The organism is Burkholderia sp. D-99 (assembly GCF_011605345.1).
Classification (GTDB): domain Bacteria; phylum Pseudomonadota; class Gammaproteobacteria; order Burkholderiales; family Burkholderiaceae; genus Burkholderia.
Genome location: NZ_JAAOXM010000001.1, coordinates 457,721 through 475,584, shown reverse-complemented (window position 1 = coordinate 475,584; position 17,864 = coordinate 457,721). Strand labels below are relative to the sequence as shown.

The 17,864-nt window shown below is 67.7% G+C and carries 14 protein-coding genes; 6 read left to right on the top strand and 8 right to left on the bottom strand.

Annotated elements, in window-relative coordinates; all coding sequences use genetic code 11:
- Positions 1-13: 13 nt before the first annotated feature.
- The 4 genes from HAV18_RS02045 (at position 14) to HAV18_RS02030 (ending at position 4,365) form a co-directional block, all read left to right on the top strand.
- Complete coding sequence (locus HAV18_RS02045; RefSeq protein WP_166952022.1) at positions 14-1,447, top strand: PLP-dependent aminotransferase family protein; 1,434 nt, start codon at positions 14-16, stop codon at positions 1,445-1,447.
- A 103-nt stretch (positions 1,448-1,550) separates the two neighbouring features.
- Complete coding sequence (locus tag HAV18_RS02040) at positions 1,551-1,946, top strand: hypothetical protein (RefSeq protein ID WP_166952019.1); 396 nt, start codon at positions 1,551-1,553, stop codon at positions 1,944-1,946.
- A gap of 206 nt (positions 1,947-2,152) precedes the next feature.
- Entirely contained in the window at positions 2,153-3,937 is a 1,785-nt protein-coding gene (locus tag HAV18_RS02035; protein ID WP_166952016.1) for a nitrite/sulfite reductase, read from the top strand.
- Positions 3,934-4,365 carry a DUF934 domain-containing protein gene (locus tag HAV18_RS02030; protein ID WP_166952013.1) on the top strand — a complete coding sequence of 144 codons (432 nt, stop codon included), beginning with the start codon at positions 3,934-3,936 and terminating at the stop codon, positions 4,363-4,365. The genes HAV18_RS02035 and HAV18_RS02030 overlap by 4 nt, the downstream gene beginning before the upstream one ends.
- 78 nt (positions 4,366-4,443) lie before the next feature.
- Here the strand turns inward: HAV18_RS02030 and HAV18_RS02025 are convergent, their stop codons facing one another.
- The 6 genes from HAV18_RS02025 to HAV18_RS02000 form a co-directional block, all read right to left on the bottom strand.
- Positions 4,444-5,724 carry a virulence factor family protein gene (locus tag HAV18_RS02025; protein WP_166952010.1) on the bottom strand — a complete coding sequence of 427 codons (1,281 nt, stop codon included), beginning with the start codon at positions 5,722-5,724 and terminating at the stop codon, positions 4,444-4,446.
- Entirely contained in the window at positions 5,721-8,315 is a 2,595-nt protein-coding gene (mprF, locus tag HAV18_RS02020; protein WP_166952007.1) for a bifunctional lysylphosphatidylglycerol flippase/synthetase MprF, read from the bottom strand. The genes HAV18_RS02025 and mprF overlap by 4 nt, the downstream gene beginning before the upstream one ends.
- 541 nt (positions 8,316-8,856) lie before the next feature.
- Positions 8,857-9,486, bottom strand: a complete 630-nt coding sequence (locus HAV18_RS02015) for a hypothetical protein (RefSeq protein WP_166952004.1) — start codon at positions 9,484-9,486, stop codon at positions 8,857-8,859.
- A gap of 176 nt (positions 9,487-9,662) precedes the next feature.
- Entirely contained in the window at positions 9,663-10,025 is a 363-nt protein-coding gene (locus HAV18_RS02010) for an ESPR domain-containing protein (RefSeq protein ID WP_166952000.1), read from the bottom strand.
- Between the two features lie 357 nt (positions 10,026-10,382).
- Positions 10,383-10,817, bottom strand: a complete 435-nt coding sequence (locus HAV18_RS02005; protein WP_166951997.1) for a hypothetical protein — start codon at positions 10,815-10,817, stop codon at positions 10,383-10,385.
- Positions 10,818-10,888: 71 nt separating this feature from the next.
- Positions 10,889-11,797, bottom strand: a complete 909-nt coding sequence (locus HAV18_RS02000) for a LysR family transcriptional regulator (protein WP_208101753.1) — start codon at positions 11,795-11,797, stop codon at positions 10,889-10,891.
- Positions 11,798-11,892: 95 nt separating this feature from the next.
- On the opposite strand from HAV18_RS02000, the gene HAV18_RS01995 reads away from it, so the two are divergent.
- Complete coding sequence (locus tag HAV18_RS01995) at positions 11,893-12,330, top strand: heme-binding protein (RefSeq protein WP_166951991.1); 438 nt, start codon at positions 11,893-11,895, stop codon at positions 12,328-12,330.
- 4 nt (positions 12,331-12,334) lie between these two features.
- Positions 12,335-13,111, top strand: a complete 777-nt coding sequence (locus HAV18_RS01990; RefSeq protein ID WP_166951988.1) for an SDR family oxidoreductase — start codon at positions 12,335-12,337, stop codon at positions 13,109-13,111.
- Between the two features lie 175 nt (positions 13,112-13,286).
- On the opposite strand, the gene HAV18_RS01985 is transcribed toward HAV18_RS01990, so the two are convergent.
- Complete coding sequence (locus HAV18_RS01985) at positions 13,287-17,474, bottom strand: bifunctional nitrate reductase/sulfite reductase flavoprotein subunit alpha (protein ID WP_166951984.1); 4,188 nt, start codon at positions 17,472-17,474, stop codon at positions 13,287-13,289.
- A gap of 16 nt (positions 17,475-17,490) precedes the next feature.
- Positions 17,491-17,838 (bottom strand): nitrite reductase small subunit NirD, encoded by a 348-nt coding sequence (nirD, locus tag HAV18_RS01980; protein WP_011354949.1) that lies wholly within the window; start codon positions 17,836-17,838, stop codon positions 17,491-17,493.
- Positions 17,839-17,864: the final 26 nt, after the last annotated feature.

Here is a 17,864-nt window from a genome sequence, read left to right as displayed (position 1 = left end):
GCCACCCTCGCCGATGAAACGCTACGAAACCCTCGCCCACACGATCGCCGACGACATCCGCAACGGCAACCTCGCCGTCGGCACGCGCCTGCCGTCGCTGCGGCAGATCATCGCACAGCACGGCGTGAGCCAGTCGACGGTGTTTCGCGCGTACTACCTGCTCGAACAGTGGGGGCTGATCCGCGCACGCGAACGCTCGGGCTACTACGTCGCGCCGGGCGCAACGCCGCAGGCGAGCCCGGCTGCCAGGCGCCGCACAGGACGGGCCGGCGCCACGCGCAAGGTCGACATCAGCAGCCTCGTGTTCTCCGTCCTCGACGCGGCCACGCAACCCGGCATCGTGCCGCTCGGCTCCGCATTCCCGTCGCCGCAACTGTTTCCGTTACCGCGTCTCGCGAAATCGCTCGCGCAGGCCACGCGGCTCGTCAGCCCGTGGAGCACGGTCGTCGACCTGCCGCCCGGCAACGAGGCGCTGCGCCAGCAGATCGCACGGCGCTATCTCGCGACGGGCATCTCGCAGCCCATCGACGAGATCGTCGTCACGAACGGCGCGCTCGAAGCGCTGAACCTGTGCCTGATGGCCGTTACGCGGCCAGGCGACGTCGTGGCCGTCGAAGCGCCCGGCTTCTATGCGGCGCTGCAGGCGATCGAACGGCTCGACCTGCGCGCGGTCGAGATTCCGGTCGATCCGCGCACGGGCCTCGATCTCGATGCGCTCGCGAACGCGCTCGACCGGCACGACATTCGCGCGTGCTGGTTCATGACCAATTTCCAGAATCCGACCGGCGTCACGCTGTCTACCGAAAAAAAGCGGGCGCTGGTCGAGTTGCTCGCCGCGCGCGACGTGCCGCTGATCGAGGACGACGTATACGGCGAGCTGCATTTCGGCCCCGACTATCCGCTGCCCGCGCGCGCGTTCGATCGGCATGGACTCGTGATGCACTGCAGTTCGTTCTCGAAGACGCTTGCGCCCGGCTACCGGATCGGCTGGGCCGCCGCCGGCCGGTTCGCGGAGAAGGTGCAGCGGCTCAAGCTGATGACGACGCTGTCGGCCAGCATTCCCGCGCAGGCCGGCATCGCGAACTATCTCGAGCATGGCGGCTACGACCGGCACTTGCGCAAGCTGCGCGGCGCGCTGCACACGCAGCTCGACCGGATGGACGACGCGCTGCGGCGCTGGCTGCCGCCTGGCGTCGAGTGGGTGCGGCCCGAAGGCGGCTATTTTCTGTGGCTCGCGTTTCCCGACGCGATCGACGCGATGGAGTTGCATCGGCAAGCGATCGCGCGCGGGATCAGCTTTGCGCCGGGCCCGCTGTTTTCGGCCGCGCACGGCTTCGAGCGTTGCGTGCGCGTGAACTTCGGCCATCCGTGGAGCCGCGACATCGAGCGCGCGATCCGCGTGCTCGGCGAGCTGGTCGCGCAGCCGTCGGTCCGCAAGGGCGGTTGAATCGCACACGATGCACGCGGTGGGCCACCTGCGTCATGGCCGCCATGCATGCAATCCGCACGCAGGTTACAGTGCTGATCCCACCGCCCCTTCATGATGTCCCATGAGTCAACTGCCCTACCTCGATCACGACGCGCTGTTGAAACTGACGGCCGAAGCGGCGCACGTCACGCAGCCGTGCACCTGCACGAAAACGCCGCTCGCCGGATGGACGACCCTGCCGCTGTCGCTGCAGGACGCGCAACTGACCGAAGTCGCCACGCTCGCGCCGCCCGGTGATACGGAGCCGACCTACGCCGAATATCATCCGGGCGGCACACGCTACGCGTCGGACGACGCGCCGATCGCGCTGCGCCATTTCCCGTACAACCGCTGCACCGTCAGCCGCTGCCGCTCGTGCAGCCGCCTGTTCCTGCGCTACCAGGAAGGCGGCGGCTACTTCATCGACCAGCGCATCCGCGCGCTCGATCCGGCGCTCGTCGTCGACGCCGACGCGTAAACACCCGTCACGGGCATGCACGCATGCCCGGTCCGCGCCGGCCCGCACCGACGTCTCGCCGGCCATCTGCTGCGCCCTTTTCGTCCCGATCTGCTGCTTGTCCCGCCGCCCCGCGTTCCCTACGCTGTCTCCGGTTGCCTGACACCCGTCGCAACGCCCCCCTGAGCCGCGCGCATCGCGCCGTGGCTCTCCTCGCGTATCACGTCATGTATCGATACACCGTTTTCGACCGGGCGCTCGTGCACAGCCGCGCCGCCCAGTTTCGCGACCAACTCGAGCGCTGGCAGCACGGCACGCTGAGCGAAGACGCGTTCCGGCCGCTGCGCCTGCAGAACGGCTGGTATGTGCAGCGCCACGCGCCGATGCTGCGCGTGGCCGTCCCGTACGGCGAACTGTCGAGCGCGCAGCTGCGCGTGCTCGCGCGGATCGCGCGCGACTACGACGTGCCCGACGACGCCACCTACCGCGCCGCATGCGACGCGCAGGCGTTGCTCGGCACGCTGCGCCTGCCGACCCGCAGCGCGCACTTCACGACGCGCACCAACGTGCAGTTCAACTGGATTCCGCTCGCGAAGGCCGCCGACGTGATGGACCTGCTCGCGACCGTCGACATGCACGGCATCCAGACGAGCGGCAACTGCATCCGCAACATCTCGTGCGACGAGCGCGCCGGCGTCGCGCCGGACGAGATCGCCGATCCGCGCCCGTTCGCCGAAGTGATGCGCCAGTGGACGACGCTGCACCCTGAATTCGCGTTCCTGCCGCGCAAGTTCAAGATCGCGATCACCGGGTCGGCCGAAGATCGTGCCGCGACCGACTGGCACGACGTCGGACTCAAGCTCGTGCGCGACGACGCGGGCGCTCTCGGCTTTCGCGTGAGCGTCGGCGGCGGGATGGGCCGTACGCCGACGATCGCGACGCTGCTGCGCGCGTTCCTGCCCTGGCAGCACGTGATGAACTACATCGAGGCGATCGTCCGCGTGTACAACCGCTACGGACGGCGCGACAACAAGTACAAGGCGCGAATCAAGATCCTCGTGAAGACCGAGGGGCAGCGCTACATCGACGACGTCGAGGAGGAGTTCCGCCAGATCGTCGATCACGACGGCGGGCTGCACACGATTGCCCAGGTCGAACTCGACCGCATCGCCGCTTCGTTCGTCCCTCCGAGGCTCAAGCCGCGCACGGCCGGCCTGCGCGACGCGAACCTGCGCGTGTCCGCCCAGGCCGCACGCCATCCGGCCTTCGCGCGCTGGCTCGCACGCAATGTCGCCGACCACCGCGACCCGGCGCTGCGCATCGTCACGCTGTCGTTCAAGCGCCGTCTGCAGGCGCCGGGCGACGCGTCGCCGGACCAGCTCGACGCGCTCGCCGATCTCGCCGACCGTTTCTCGGCCGGCGAGGCGCGCGTCACGCACACGCAGAATGTCGTGCTGCCGTGGGTGCATGTCGACGACCTGTTCCTGCTGTGGGAAAACGCCCGCGCGATCGGGCTCGCCAGCGCGAACGTCGGACTCCTGACGGACATGATCGCGTGCCCGGGCGGTGACTTCTGCGCGCTGGCGAACGCACGCTCGATCCCGATCGCCGACGCGATCACCGAGCGCTTCCAGGATCTCGACATGCTGCACGACGTCGGCGACATCGACCTGCACATCAGCGGCTGCATCAATTCATGCGGCCATCATCACAGCGGCCACCTCGGCATCCTCGGCGTCGACAAGGACGGCGCCGAGTGGTACCAGGTCACGCTCGGCGGCTCGGACGGCTCGACCGCGAGCGGCCCCGCACGGCCGGGCAAGGTGATCGGTCCGTCGTTTTCGGCGGACGAGATCGTCGATGTCGTCGACGCGATCGTCAACGCCTACCTCGACGCGCGGATCGATGACGACGGCCGCAGCGAACGATTCATCGACACCGTACGCCGCATCGGCATGGAACCCTTCAAGGCCGCCGCGAACGACGCGCGCCATCAGGTGGAGCACGCATGAAGCAGGAATACCCGAGCGCACGTATCCGGCTGCTGACGCCGGATGAACACACCGCCGACACGCCATCGCACGACGCCGCGACGCTGACGATCGGCAACGACGAGGAACTGCCGCCGCTTGCCGCGCAAATCGCTCAGGCCGCGCGCATCGACCTGCAGTTTCCGTCGTTCACCGATGGCCGTGCATACAGCCAGGCGTACCTGCTGCGCAAGCGCTACGGCTTCGCCGGCGACCTGCGCGCGACCGGCGACGTGCTGGTCGACCAGTTGTTGCTGATGGAGCGCACGGGGTTTTCGAGCGCGGTGCTCGGCGACGGCACGGACATCACGGCCGCGCGGCGGCAGCTCGACCGGTTCCCGGGCTTCTATCAGCGCGATGCGAGAGAGGCGATGCCGCAGCAGAACGCGGCAACGCAAGCCGGAAAATGAAACGGGCGGCACGCTGGCCGCCCGTACGATGAACCGGAAAGGTCCGGCCGGCCCCCGCCGCGAAGCGGGCGCCGGCGTTCAGCGCGCCGCCACCGGCTTGCCGAACGCGCCGAGAATCTTCTTCTCGAGCGCGATGTAGTCACGGCCGAAGTGGTGATCGCCCTGCGTCTTGATCACGTCGGCGCCCGTGTTCACGAGTGCCGGACACATCGTGTCCTTCTCTTCCGCGCCATAGAAGCACTGCACGAGCTGCGGCGGCACCTTCGCGAGTTCCGGCGCGACCTTCAGCGCCTTGTCGCTCGCCGGCATGCCGAGCCAGCCCGTCACGCGGATCTGGAAATCGGCGGCCGGCGCGAAGCCGAGCAGCGACATCACGGCGACCTTGTCGCGCAGGTCGGCCGGCAGCCGGTTGTACGCGAACGGCATCACGTCGGCACCGAACGAGTAACCGACCAGCGCCACGCGATTCGCATGCCAGCGCGCCATGTAGGTGCGCATCACGCGCGCGAGATCGCGGCTCACCTGCGCGGGCGGTTTCTCGCTCCAGAAATAGCGCAGGCTGTCGATGCCGACCACCGACACGCCGTCGCGCTGCAGCGCCTCGGCGATCGTCTTGTCGAGATCGCGCCAACCGCCGTCACCCGAGATCACGATCGCGAGCTGGCCGTTGCCGCCCTTGGCCGGCAGCTCGACGAGCGGCAGATCCGACACATCGAGTTCGTCGCCGCTGGTGGTGTCCCGCAGATGCGACGTGACGAGCGACACGAGCTTCGTGTTGTCGCCCGCGGCTGCCGTTTCGACGAAACCCGGCATCGCGCGGCGCACGATCGTCGGATCGGGCGGGCACGGCTTGAAGCGCGGATCGAGCTTCGCGGCCGGGTCGACCGATACGACGCCCGCGATCGTGTTCTCCGGCGCCATCGACAGGATCTGCTTCGCGATCGCACCGCCCTGGCCCACACCCGCGACGATCGGCGTGAAATAACGCGACGACTGCGCGAGACGTTCGAGCTGGTGGCTGACCGCTTCGGCGTCGCCGTCGAGGTGGTGGCAAGTCTCCTGCTTCGCGGCGAGATTCGTCGCATAGCGCTCCGAATCGACGCCGACCGTCATCGCACCGGCCTTCGCGAGCGCATCGGCGGCCTGCTGGTCGGCCGCATTCCAGCCGGCCTCGCGCGAGAACAGCACGACGAAGCCGCGCAGCGGCCCGCTGGGTTTGGTCACGGTGACGGGCCCGTAGCGGCCGCCCGATACGGTTTCAGCCTTCATTGCGGCCGGCTGCGTGGCGCACGCGGCGCCGGCCAGCATCATTCCCGCGCAGGCGGCTGCCGCCCGCGCGATTCCCTTCTTCAAACTCATGAGCGCCGACCTCCAGCCAGCAATGACAGATCCGCAAGCGTGACGAACACGCCGACCGAGCCCGAGGCCGCGAGATAACGCGGCTCCCAGTGCGGTTCGAACTTGCTCTTGAAAGCGCGCAAGCCGCGGAAGTTGTAGAAGCGGCCGCCGAAGCGCCAGACCATCAGGCCGAGCCGGTGCCACGGCGACGGCATCTTCGCCGCCCCCATCCCCGAGAACGGCGCGATGCCCAGGCTCAGCTTGCGGAAACCCGCTTCCTTCAGATGCAGCGCGAGCTGCGTGAACAGATACTCCATCGCGTACGGCGACGCGTCCGGCAGATGGCGCATCACGCCGACCGTCGCCTCGGTGTTGAGGTCGGTCGTCATGAACGTGACGAACGCGATCGGCTTGTCGGCCTGCCGCACGAGCATCACCGACTGCGTCGCAAGATAACCGTCGTGGAACGCGGCCACCGAAAAGCTCTTCTCGCGTGCATCGCGGCTGTCGAGCCAGCCGTCGGAGATGTCGCGCAGCGCCGGCAGCGCGGCCGGCACGTCGTCCGGCGCGATCACCTCGACCGTCAGCGCATCCTTGTCGCCGCGGCGCAGCGCGTAGCGCAGGTGCGACCGGTTCGAGCCCTTCAGGTCGAACCGGTCGAGTGCGATATGCGCTTCCTCGCCGAGCTTCATCAGCGTGAGGCCTGCGTCGAGATACAGCGGCAGCGCGTTCGCGCGCACCTGGTAGAACGCCGCGCGACCGCTGTGCGCATGGGCGAGCGCGATGAACTTGCTGATCAGCGCCGGCCATTCCTCGCGCGGCCCGACCGGGTCGTGCAGCGCAGCCCACGTGCGGCCGTTCTTGGCATACATCAGGAAGGCCTGGCGCGATTCCGAAAACAGGAACGACTTGTCGCCCATCAGCGCGAGGCCCGCATCGCTGCATTCCTGCGCGCGGATGATCCGTTCGGCGTCGAACAGGTCCTGCGGCACGGGCTTCACGAACCGGCCGGGCGCCGGGCGCAGCAATTGCCACAGCGCGAACAGCGCAACGAACACGCCGGACGCAAGCGTCGCACGCAGCGCACGCGGCGCACGCGCGTCGAACGAGAAATGCGACCACAGCTCGCGCGTGTACGGCACGTCGCGGAATGCGAAGAACAGCACCCACACGGCCAGCATCAGCACCATCGTCACCGACACGAACCAGCTCACCGTGAAGCGCTCGGCGAGCAGCGAAGAATGGCGATTGAAGCGGCGACGGCTGACGAGCAGCAGCACCAGCAGCGTGCCGAGCACGCCGGCCTCGACGAACGCGAGGCCTTTCGCCAGCGACAGCGCGAGGCTTGCGAGCGTCAGCGCGAAGGTCATCCACCAGGCGCCGTCGAGGCGACGCAGCAGCCCGCGCGCGACGAACAGCAGCGCGACGCCGAGCACGCTGCAGATCACCTGCGAGCCTTCGAGCACCCACAGCGGCACGAGGTGGCGCAGGATCGCGATCCGGTGCCAGAATGCGGGCGTCGCGCTCGAGATCACCAGCATCCCGCCCACCGCGAACGTCACGAGGCTCAGGAACACCGGCGCGAGTTGCGACACGCGCACGGCCTGCCGCGTCACCAGCCGGCGCCGCAGCGCGCGGCCCTCGAAACCGGCCAGCAGGCCTGCCGACAGCACGAGCGGCACGCCGAAATAGATGGCGCGATACGCGATCAGCGCGGCGACCATTGCGTGCGGGGGCACTTCGCGACCGAGCGTGAAGACCATCGCGGCTTCGAACACGCCGATCCCGCCCGGCGTATGGCCGATCATCCCGAGCAGCAGCGCGGCTGCGTACACCGTGATGAAGGTCGGGAAGCCGACCGGCGCGGCCGGCAGCAGCACCCACAGCGTCAAGCCCGCCGCGACGACGTCGAGTACCGCGTAGACGACCTGCGCGACGAGATCCCGCCGTGCCGGCACGTCGAACGATAGCCACTTGAAGCGCGTGACGACCGGGCGTGCCGTGTTGCCGCACATCACGACCATCGCGGCCAGCACCACGAGCAGCGCCGCGCCGGCCCACGTCAGCACGCCGGGCGCGACGTGCAGCATCGCGGCGAGCGCCTCCGGCACGCAGACCATGCCGACCGCCGTCATCAACACCATGGCGAGCGCCAGCGTGCCGCTCGTGAACACCGTCATCCGGCCGATCTGCGCGGGCGTGACGCCCGACACGCCGTACACGCGTGCGCGGACCGCGCCGCCCGTCAATGCGCCGAAGCCGGTCGCGTTACCGAGCGCGGAGCCGGCGATCGCGCCGATCCACAACGCGACACGCGGCACCTTCGCGGCGACGTAGCGCAGGCCGACCGCGTCGCGGGCGACGAGTGCGAGGTAACTGAGGGCCGTCGCGGCCAGCGACGCACCCCACTCGCCGGCGGACATGTGACGCAACTGGCGGATCACCGACCGGTAGTCGACGGATTCCGACAGGTGCTGGAAAACCACGATCAGCAGCAGGCCGATGCCGAGCGCAAGCAGCGGCGACAGCACACGCTCGTGGCGGATCAGCGCCCGGACACGGGCGATCACCGCCGCGGCGCGGCCGGGCGAACCAGAGTGGCGGGAAGACATAGATTATTCAGTGGTGGTGCATAGCGTGTCGCGGCGCAAGGAGGCCAGGCGGCGACGAATCTGGTTGTTCTGCGTGGGCGGTCGGCCGGAAGAAATGGCAAGGAGCGCCTGAATCAGAACTTACAAGTATACGGGTCTTATATTACAAAATCTTTCACGCGCTCGTTGTGCGGATTTGTAGCGCCGCGTGTATCAATGTCGTATCAAAATCGACGACCGATCACGCGCGAGGTGCGCATCATACCGGGAACCGACGGGGATTTTTCATCGGATGAATGACTTGTGATGCATTTGGGAGAAAACTGCCCGAACGGTGCGCCGCGACGAGCACGAATCCGCAAGCCCGAGCGGGCTCACTTAAATGGGGTCAAATATTTTCGGGCTAGCGGGTCATGTTTTGCCGGCACGCCGCCGCCCACGCGTGCAGGGATGCCGGGACGATCCGATATCAAACAAACAGGCTTGCCATGACGGCCGCGGCTCAACGCGTCAAGTCGTCGGGCAGACGAAACGGGACGCTCGCCGCGGCCAGGCGCGGTGCTTACCGCTTCAGGCGCACCACGTACAGGCCGGGAGCGTTCGGATAGACGCTCAGGCTGAAATTCGGCGGAGTCGAAATGAGGTTCCCCTGGATCGCCGGCTTGTACGCGACCGTTCCGCTCGATACGTCTGCCAGCTCAACGACCGGCGGGAATGGATCGGGAATGAGGTTCGACGTGAAGTTCAGGGTCAGCTTCCGGTCGGACATTTCATAGAAACCGCCATACGCCTTGATCTCGTAGATCACGTCGGCCTGCACGCCTGCGGGAACCGGATCGGGCTTGCCCAGACACACCGTCCCGTCACGGACCACGCCGTCCTGCGGCGTCTTGAACGTATACGTCGCCACGCCGTCGTCGGTCACGAGCGTCATGGTTGCATTCGGGATCGTGCTCTTCGTCAGCTGTATCGACTTGTAGCCGCTCGGACACTTGAATGGGGTGGTTTGATCGGTCGACGTGGTATCCGTTCCCGCACCGGTCGAGCCGTTATTGCTGTTGCTGGTGTTGCCAGTGTTGGTGCTGCTGCTGTTGCCGGTTGCCGTGGCGCCGCTACCGTCACCATCGCCACCCCCACATCCCGCCAGCAATACCGCCGCTCCGATCACGGTTGCCAGACACAGTCGATTCATTTTCATTTCCTTTTGTTTGAATTGTTAAATACAGCCAATTACTGATGTTGCATGCCCTGCTAGATCGATGCGGGCCGTTCCCCTCTTGGCGGGCTACGCCCGCTTTCGTCTCATGGGCGTTGGTTGACGATGATCCGCGCCGACTGGCCGGACCCGAAATTCGGATTCCCGTTGATTTAACCGGCCTGCTGCGTATTGACGAGAATCGGCGAGTTATTCAGGATCGTGCCGTTCATCTGAACGTCGAACTGGTTATAGATATTGACCGATACGCGAGCGCCGGCAGGCTTGCCGATATTCACCTCCGGCAAACCGTTTTGCGTCTGGATCACGTGGGTGGGCGTGCCCGGCGTCAGCGCGAGCGAAGGCGCGCCGGCCTGCGATGCGGCCGCGATCAGCCGGCCCGAACCGCCGAGTGCGCGCCGGCCGGCACGGCGCTCGCCGGAAGCAGTCTTCCCCGAAGCAGCAGCCGTCTCTTCGACAACCACCACCATTCCCCGGAATCTGGAATACACCAGACGGCAGGTCTTCTTGTTCATCGTTCTTTATTGGACTTCTTTTCAGATCGATGAACGGTAGCAAAGCAATCGTCAGCAAACCATAGGGCGACTGTCAACAATTGCCAAACGTTGTAAAGATATGAAGCAATGCCTTTTTTGGATGCTTCTTATTCCCCACCACTTCAAATCAATTCATACGATTTTGATTGCAATTAATCAGAATTCGCTTTCATTGATTCTCGATTTATCTCATCTCAGGCAAGAATTGTCCCGATATCGCACTGCGTGTCGATAATCGGGAAACAGTCAGAATGTCTTGCCAGCCATTCGCCACATCGGGCTATTCGGCCTTGGTTTGCATTCTTACGGGCGCCACAGCACGCGCGCGCACACTCATCACTTCCCCCGCTCATGCGCTGCCAGCCCGATCGCCTTGTAGTCATAAGTCGGATAGAACTCCGTCCGGTACGCGCCCCACGCCGTATCCTCGAGCACCCGATTCACTTCACGCACCCGCGACGCGGGCAGCCGCAGCACGACGATCTGCCCGATCCCCATCGCCACGGTCCAGCTCACCACTTCGACGCCCGGCGGCGGAAACGCCTTGTAGAACCCCTGCTTCGCCAACTGCGCGTTCAGCTCGGCGAGCGGGCGCGACTGATCGTGTTTCAGGAAGACCGTGAGCAGCACCGCATTGTCGGGTGTTGCCGCGTCCGTGCCGGCCGGCACGGTCGAGGTCTGGGCGATGGCCGGTGCGCGGCAAAGCGCGACAGCAATGGCAAGCGAAACGGTGACACCAAGCGCGCGCAACGAAAACGGAATAGTCGGCATGACGTGACTCCGTCGACACAGGATGGAGCCGCCATCATGCACCGTCCCGCGCGTCGCTGCCGGCGGCCGCGCTACGCCACCCCCGCACGCTCCCGCAGCACGTCGATAAACGCGCGCAGCTTCGCCGGCACGTGCTTGCGATTCACGTAATACAGCCACATCGGCGGCAGCGTCCGGCACGCGCCCGGCAACACCTCGACGAGCGCGCCGTCGCGCAGGTCCTGCTCGATCCGCTCGCGCATGAACGCAAACGCGATCCCGACACCGGCGCGCGCCGCGTCGATCACCGCATCGGCATCGTTCGTCACGAATACGCCTTCCGGATCGAGATCGACATCGCGGCGCCCGTCGTGCAGCAGCCATTTGTGCAGCCGCCCGCTCTCCGAAAACCGAAAGCGGATACATGCATGCCGCTCGAGCGCCGCGATCGACGCAGGCGTGCCGTGCCGCGCGAGATAGCCGGGCGATGCGACGAGCGCGCACGACAGCGCAGGCGCGATCCGCACGCCGATCGTGCCCGGCTGCAGCCGGTCGGCGAGACGAATGCCCGCGTCGAAGCCGTCCTTCGCGATATCGACGAGTTCGTTCTCGTAGCGGATCTCGAGCCGCACTTTCGGATAACGCTCGCGGAATACGGCGAGCACCGGCGCGATCACAAGCGTGCGCGCCAGCGGCAGCGCGGTCACGCGCAACACGCCGCTCGGCTCGCTGCGCGCATCCTTCAGCTCGTCGCGCGCCTGCACGACCTGCCGGTACGCGGGCTCCGTCTGCCGCCAGTAGCGCTGCCCGGCTTCCGTCAGGCTCACGCCGCGCGTGCTGCGATTGAACAGCTTCACGTTCAGCTCGCCCTCGAGCTGCCCGATCGCGAGGCTGACGGCAGCCGGCGTCAGGCCAAGCGTGGCGGCCGCCCGCGTGAAGTTGCCGGCCGTCGCGACCGTCATGAACACGTGCAGCCCGGCCATCGGATCGCGTCGGCTCATCATTAGAAAAACTTGAAACTCTTTCGAGTGGAATGCGGATTCTCCCATATACCGCAACTGCCTACACTGGCCCTGTCGCGTCACCGGAGCATCGAATGGACCCGCTCACCACCCCCCTGCCGCTCGCAGCCGCCCGCCGTACGATCGAAACCGCACTCGCGCATGCCGCATCGTTGCAGGTCGCGGGCATCGCCGTCGCGATCGTCGATGCGGGTGCGAACCTGCTCGCGTTCGTGCGCACCGACGACTGTTTTCTCGGGGCGATCGACCTCGCGCAGCGCAAGGCGCTGACGGCGGTCCGCTTCCGTGTATCGACCGGCGCGCTCGGCGCGATGTCGGGCGACGGTCCGCTGCGCGGGATCGAGCACAGCCACGGCGGGCTCGTCACGTTCGGCGGCGGCGAACCGCTCGTCGACGGCAGCGGACGCTGCGTCGGCGCGATCGGCGTGTCGGGCGGCAGCGTCGACGAAGACACCGCGATCGCCCGGCACTGCCGCGACCGCTTTCAGGCCACCTTCCACTCCACGAGGTAAGCACATGACCCAGAAACGCATCCTCATCACCGGCGCAGGCACCGGCTTCGGCCGCGAAGTCGCGCTTCGGCTCGCCGCACGCGGTCACGACGTGACGGCCGGCGTGCGCGTCACCGTCGAGATCGATGCACTGACGGACGCCGCCGCGCAACGCGGCACCGCACTGCGCGCCATCAAGCTCGATGTCACGTCGGCCCACGATCGCGCTCGCGCGGCCGAGCTCGACTTCGACGTGCTCGTGAACAACGCGGGCGTCGGCGAAGCAGGCGCGCTCGTCGACCTGCCGGCCGGGATCGTCCGCGACCTGTTCGACGTCAACGTGTTCGGGCCGCTCGAGCTCACGCAGCAAATCGCGCGCGGAATGCTGGAGCGCAAGCGCGGCAAGATCGTGTTCGTGTCGTCGATCGCGGGCCTGATTACCGGGCCGTTCACGGGCGCCTATTGCGCATCGAAGCATGCGATCGAATCGATCGCCGAGGCGATGCACGCGGAGCTGGCGCCGCACGGCATTCGCGTCGCGACCGTGAACCCCGGCCCGTACAGCACCGGCTTCAACGACCGGATGATGGAGACCACGAAGCGCTGGCACGATCCGGCCGTCCACACCGTGACACCCGAGCAGCTGACGTTCCCGCTCGAACAGCACGACCCGGAAGAGATGATCGCGAAGATGGTCGACGTGATCGAAAGCGACGGCGGCGCATTCCGCAACCTGCTGCCGCAGTCGTCGGAAGCGTTCGTCCGTGCCGAACAGGCGCGCGCCTGGGATCGTCAGCAGTGATGTAAACCGGCGGCGGCCGGCGGTTCACGCAGGAACGCGACGCCCGCCGCCCGGCCTGTCGCGCGCCGCGTTCGCGGTCGCCAGCCGTCCCGACGGCCCGGGCCGCCGCAGGCCAGCGCGTCGCCGAAGCCGGGCCCGCATGCCGGCGGGCCGCGTCAAGTCGCGCCGCCCGCGGTCAGTACACGTCGCGCATGTAGCGGCGCGCCTTCGCGAGCCGCGCGACATAGTCGCTCGCATCGTCGTCCGACATGCCGCCGTGCTCGGCGACCACTGCCTTCAGTGCCGTATCGACGTCCTTCGCCATCCGCGCGGCGTCGCCACACACGTAGAAGTGCGCGCCTTCCTCCAGCCACGCGAACAGCTCGGCGCCCTGCTCGCGCATCCGGTCCTGCACGTAGATCTTGTCGGCCTGGTCGCGCGAGAACGCCAGATCGAGCCGCGTCAGGAAGCCGCTGTCGTGCATCGCGCCCAGCTCGTCGCCGTAGTAGAAATCGGTCTGCGCATGCTGCTCGCCGAAAAACAGCCAGTTGCGCCCGCGCGCGCCGCGCGCCTGCCGCTCGTGCAGGAAGCCGCGGAACGGCGCGACGCCGGTGCCGGGGCCGACCATCACGATCGGCACGTCGCCGTTCACCGGCGGCCGGAAATGCGCGGACTTCTGCACGAACACGGGCACGCGGCCGTCCTCCGCACGATCGGCGAGGAACGTCGACGCGACGCCTTTGCGCGCGCGCCGGCCGTTGTGATAACGCACGGCCGACACGGTCAGGTGGATCTCGCCCTGGTGCGCGCTCGGGCTCGACGCGATCGAATAGAGACGCGGCTGCATCCGCTTCAGCATCCCGACCAGCTCCGTGCCCGACAGCTCGACCGGAAACTCGTGCAGCACGTCCGCGAGCTGCTGCCCCCACAGCCATTGCTTGAGGTCGCTCTTACGGTCGTCGCCGAGCAGCGACTTCAGCGCGCCGTTCGCGCTGCGCGACGCGATGAAGGCGAGCGCGTCCGGATGCGGACGCGTGATGTCGAAGTGGCGCGCGAGTGCATCGCCGAGGCGCATGTCGCCGGCGCCCGCCACCGACACCGGCGCATCGGCCTTCAGCGCGGTGACGGACAGCAGTTCGTCGACCAGTTCCGGGCAGTTGGTCGGCCACACGCCGAGCGCGTCACCGGTTTCGTATTCGAGGTTCGCGCCTTCGGTCGACAGCGACACGTAGCGCGTGTCCTTCGCTGCGCCCGGACGGTTGAGCCGCAGGTTCGCGACGAGCTTCGACGGCGCCGGATGCGCCTTCGTCGGCAGCAGCCCCGACGGGCTCAGGCCGCCGGCCGGCACCGCGTGCAGCGCGGCATCGGCCTCCTTGATCCGCGCAACGACGCGTTCGAGCCACTGGTCGGCGTCGCGCTGGAATTCGACGTCGCAATCGACGCGTGCGCAGAGACGCGCCGCGCCGAGTTCCGCGAGTCGCGCGTCGAGCCGGCGGCCGTGGCCACAGAACTGGTCGTAGTTGCGGTCGCCGAACGCGAGCACCGCGAAGTGCACGCCGTCGAGGGGCGCGGCGCTGCCGGCCTGCAGCGCTTCCCAGAATTCGCTGCCGTTGTCGGGCGCATCGCCGTCGCCGAACGTGCTCGTCATCAGCAACACGTATTGCGCGCCGGCGAGCGACGCCACCGGATAGTCGGACATGCACGCGGTGCGGATCTCGAAGCCCGCGTTCATCAACTGCGTCGCGTAATCCTCGGTCAACGATTCGATGTTGCCGGTCTGCGACGCCCACAGCAGCACGACCTTCGGCCGCGTGCGCACGATCCGCACGCCGCCGGACGCAGCGGCATCGGCCGGCAGCGCGGGCGCCGCGGCACCCGGCAAGCTCGCCGGCAGCGAGCGGCTGAACAACCCGGCGAGCATCCCGTCGAGCCAGAACCGCACCGGCGGCGTGAGCGGCGCGCCGGCCGGCAGCACCGGCACGCTGCCCTCGCGCCGGCCGGCGCTTGCCTTCAGCCCGCTGACGAGCCCGGCCACGTACAGCCGTTCGTTGTCCGTCAACGGCGGCGGCGCGAGGTCGGCAACGCCGAGCGCGGCCGCGAAAGTGTCGATGTCTGCCATATCGGATTCCTGTGAAGCAGTCGCCTGCACCGTCGCCGGCGCGGGCCGCGCGTCGGCGGCAAGTGCATCGGGTTGCGCCGTCTCGTCGTCGGCGGACGCAAACGCATCGGTCTCGACGCGCCGCAGTGCAACCGCGCAGTATTTCAGTTCGGGTTGCTGAGATTCCGGATCGATCGCGTCGTTCGTCACCGCGTTGATGCACAGGTCGTCGCCATACACGTCGTTCCAGTGCATCGGCGCGAAGCAGTTGCCACGTTGCACGCGCTCGGTCACGACGGCCGGCAATACCGCGCGGCCGCGCGCCGAGCGGATTTCGACGCTGTCCTTCGCGGCGATGCCGAGCGCGCTCGCGTCGTCCGGGTGCAGCTCGACGAACGGGCGCGGGTTGAGCTTGTTCAGCATCGCGACCTTGCCCGTCTTCGTCATCGTGTGCCATTGATGCTGCAGCCGCCCGGTGTTCAGCACGATCGGGAACGTGTCGTCGGGCAACTCGGCCGGATCGACGTGCGGCCGAGCGAAGAAGCGCGCCTTGCCCGACGGCGTCGGGAACGCGATGCGCGGCGCGGCGTTGCCGTCGGCGGCCGCGCGCAGCGTCTGGCTCACGCCGTCGTTCAGGTAGCGGATCGGGTGCCGCTCGCGCGCGGTGCCCGGCGCGACCGGCCACTGCACGGGCCCGTCGCGCAGCGCCGCATGGCTCGCGCCGCGCAGGTCGTAGCCCGTCGCCGGATTCGAGAAACGGACGATCTCGTCGAACACGTCGGCCGCCGACGCATAGTCGAACGCATCGCCGAAGCCCATCGCGCGCGCGACTTCCGCGACGATGCGCCAGTCGGGCAGCGCGTCGCCCGGCGGCGCGACGGCCGCGCGCATCAGCGTCATGTTGCGCTCGGAGTTGATCATCACGCCGTCGCCTTCGGCCCACAGCGCGCCGGGCAACAGGATGTCCGCGTAGCGGTTGGTTTCGGTATCGAGGAAGGCGTCCTGCGCGATCACGAGTTCCGCGGCCTGCAATCCGGCGATCACGTTCTGCCGGTTCGGCACCGTGGCGACCGGGTTCGTGCAAATGATCCAGCATGCCTTGATGTCGCCGGCCGCCATCCGCTCGAACAGGTCGACGGTGCCCTTGCCGGTTTCCTTGCGCAGCGTGCCGGCCGGCACGCGCCACAGGTTCTCGACGAAACGGCGATCGTCGTCGGACGCTACCGAGCGCTGGCCCGGCAGCCCGGGGCCCATGTAGCCCATCTCGCGCCCGCCCATCGCGTTCGGCTGGCCGGTCAGCGAGAACGGCCCGCTGCCGGGGCGGCAGATCTTGCCTGTCGCGAGGTGCAGGTTGCAGATCGCGTTGGTGTTCCACACGCCGTGCGTGCTCTGGTTGAGCCCCATCGTCCAGCAGCTCATCCATTCCTGCGCGTCGCCGATCCATTGCGCGGCCGTGCGCAGGTCGGCTTCAGCGAGCCCTGTGATGGCCGCGACACGCTCGGGCGTGTAGTCGGCGAGGAACGCGGGCATCGCGTCCCAGCCTTCGGTGTACGCGTCGACGAACGCGGCGTCGGTGCGGCCGTTCGCATGCAGCAGGTGCAGCAGCCCGTTGGTCAGCGCGAGATCCGTGCCGGGCCGGATCTGCAGGAACAGGTCGGCCTTGTCCGCCGTGCCGGTGCGGCGCGGATCGACGACGATCAGCTTCGCGCCGGCCTTCACGCGATCCATCATCCGCAGGAACAGGATCGGATGGCAGTCGGCCATGTTCGCGCCGATCACGAAGAACAGGTTCGCGCGATCGAAGTCCTGGTACGACCCGGGCGGGCCGTCCGCGCCGAGCGACTGCTTGTAGCCGGTGCTCGCGCTCGCCATGCAGAGGCGCGAGTTCGACTCGATGTTGTTGGTGCCGACGAAGCCCTTCGCGAGCTTGTTGACGAGGTATTGCGCCTCGATCGACATCTGCCCCGATACGTAGAACGACAACGCGTCCGGCCCGTGCGCATCGAGCACCGCACGCAGGCGGCGCGCCGTGTCGGCGATCGCGTCGCGCGCCGGCAGCGGCACGAGGTCGTCCTCGCGCGCCCGGCGCACGAACGCGCGATCGAGCCGCCCCGAGCGGCGCAGCGCAACGTGCGCCGACGAGCCCTTCGTGCACAGCCGCCCGAAGTTGGTCGGATGGTCGGAGTCGCCGGACACCTTGACGACTTCGCCGTCCTCGACGTGCAGCACCATCCCGCAGCCGACGCCACAGTAGGGGCACACGCTCTTGACGGGGGTGGCGGTCATGCGCGCTCCGGGGCGGTCAGGCCGCGATCCACACGAAACCGTCCTCGACCCGCGACGGGTACGCGCTCACCGATTGCTCGGGCGCCTCGAGGCATTCGCCGGTGCGCAGGTCGAAATGCTGCTTGTACAACGGCGACGCAACGACGACGCGCTCGCCGAGGCTGCCGATCAGCCCGCGCGACATCACGGCCGCTTGCGACACGGGATCGACGTTGTCGATCGCGAACACACCGCCCTCTTCGGCATGCGCGACGTGAAAGACCGCGACCTGCTCGCCGTTGACGAGTGCACACACGCCGGTGTTCGGCACGATGTCGTCGAGCGGGCACACGCGGGTCCAGGACAGCGGAAGGCGATCGTTCATGATGGGCTCCTTGGAAAAGATGCGGG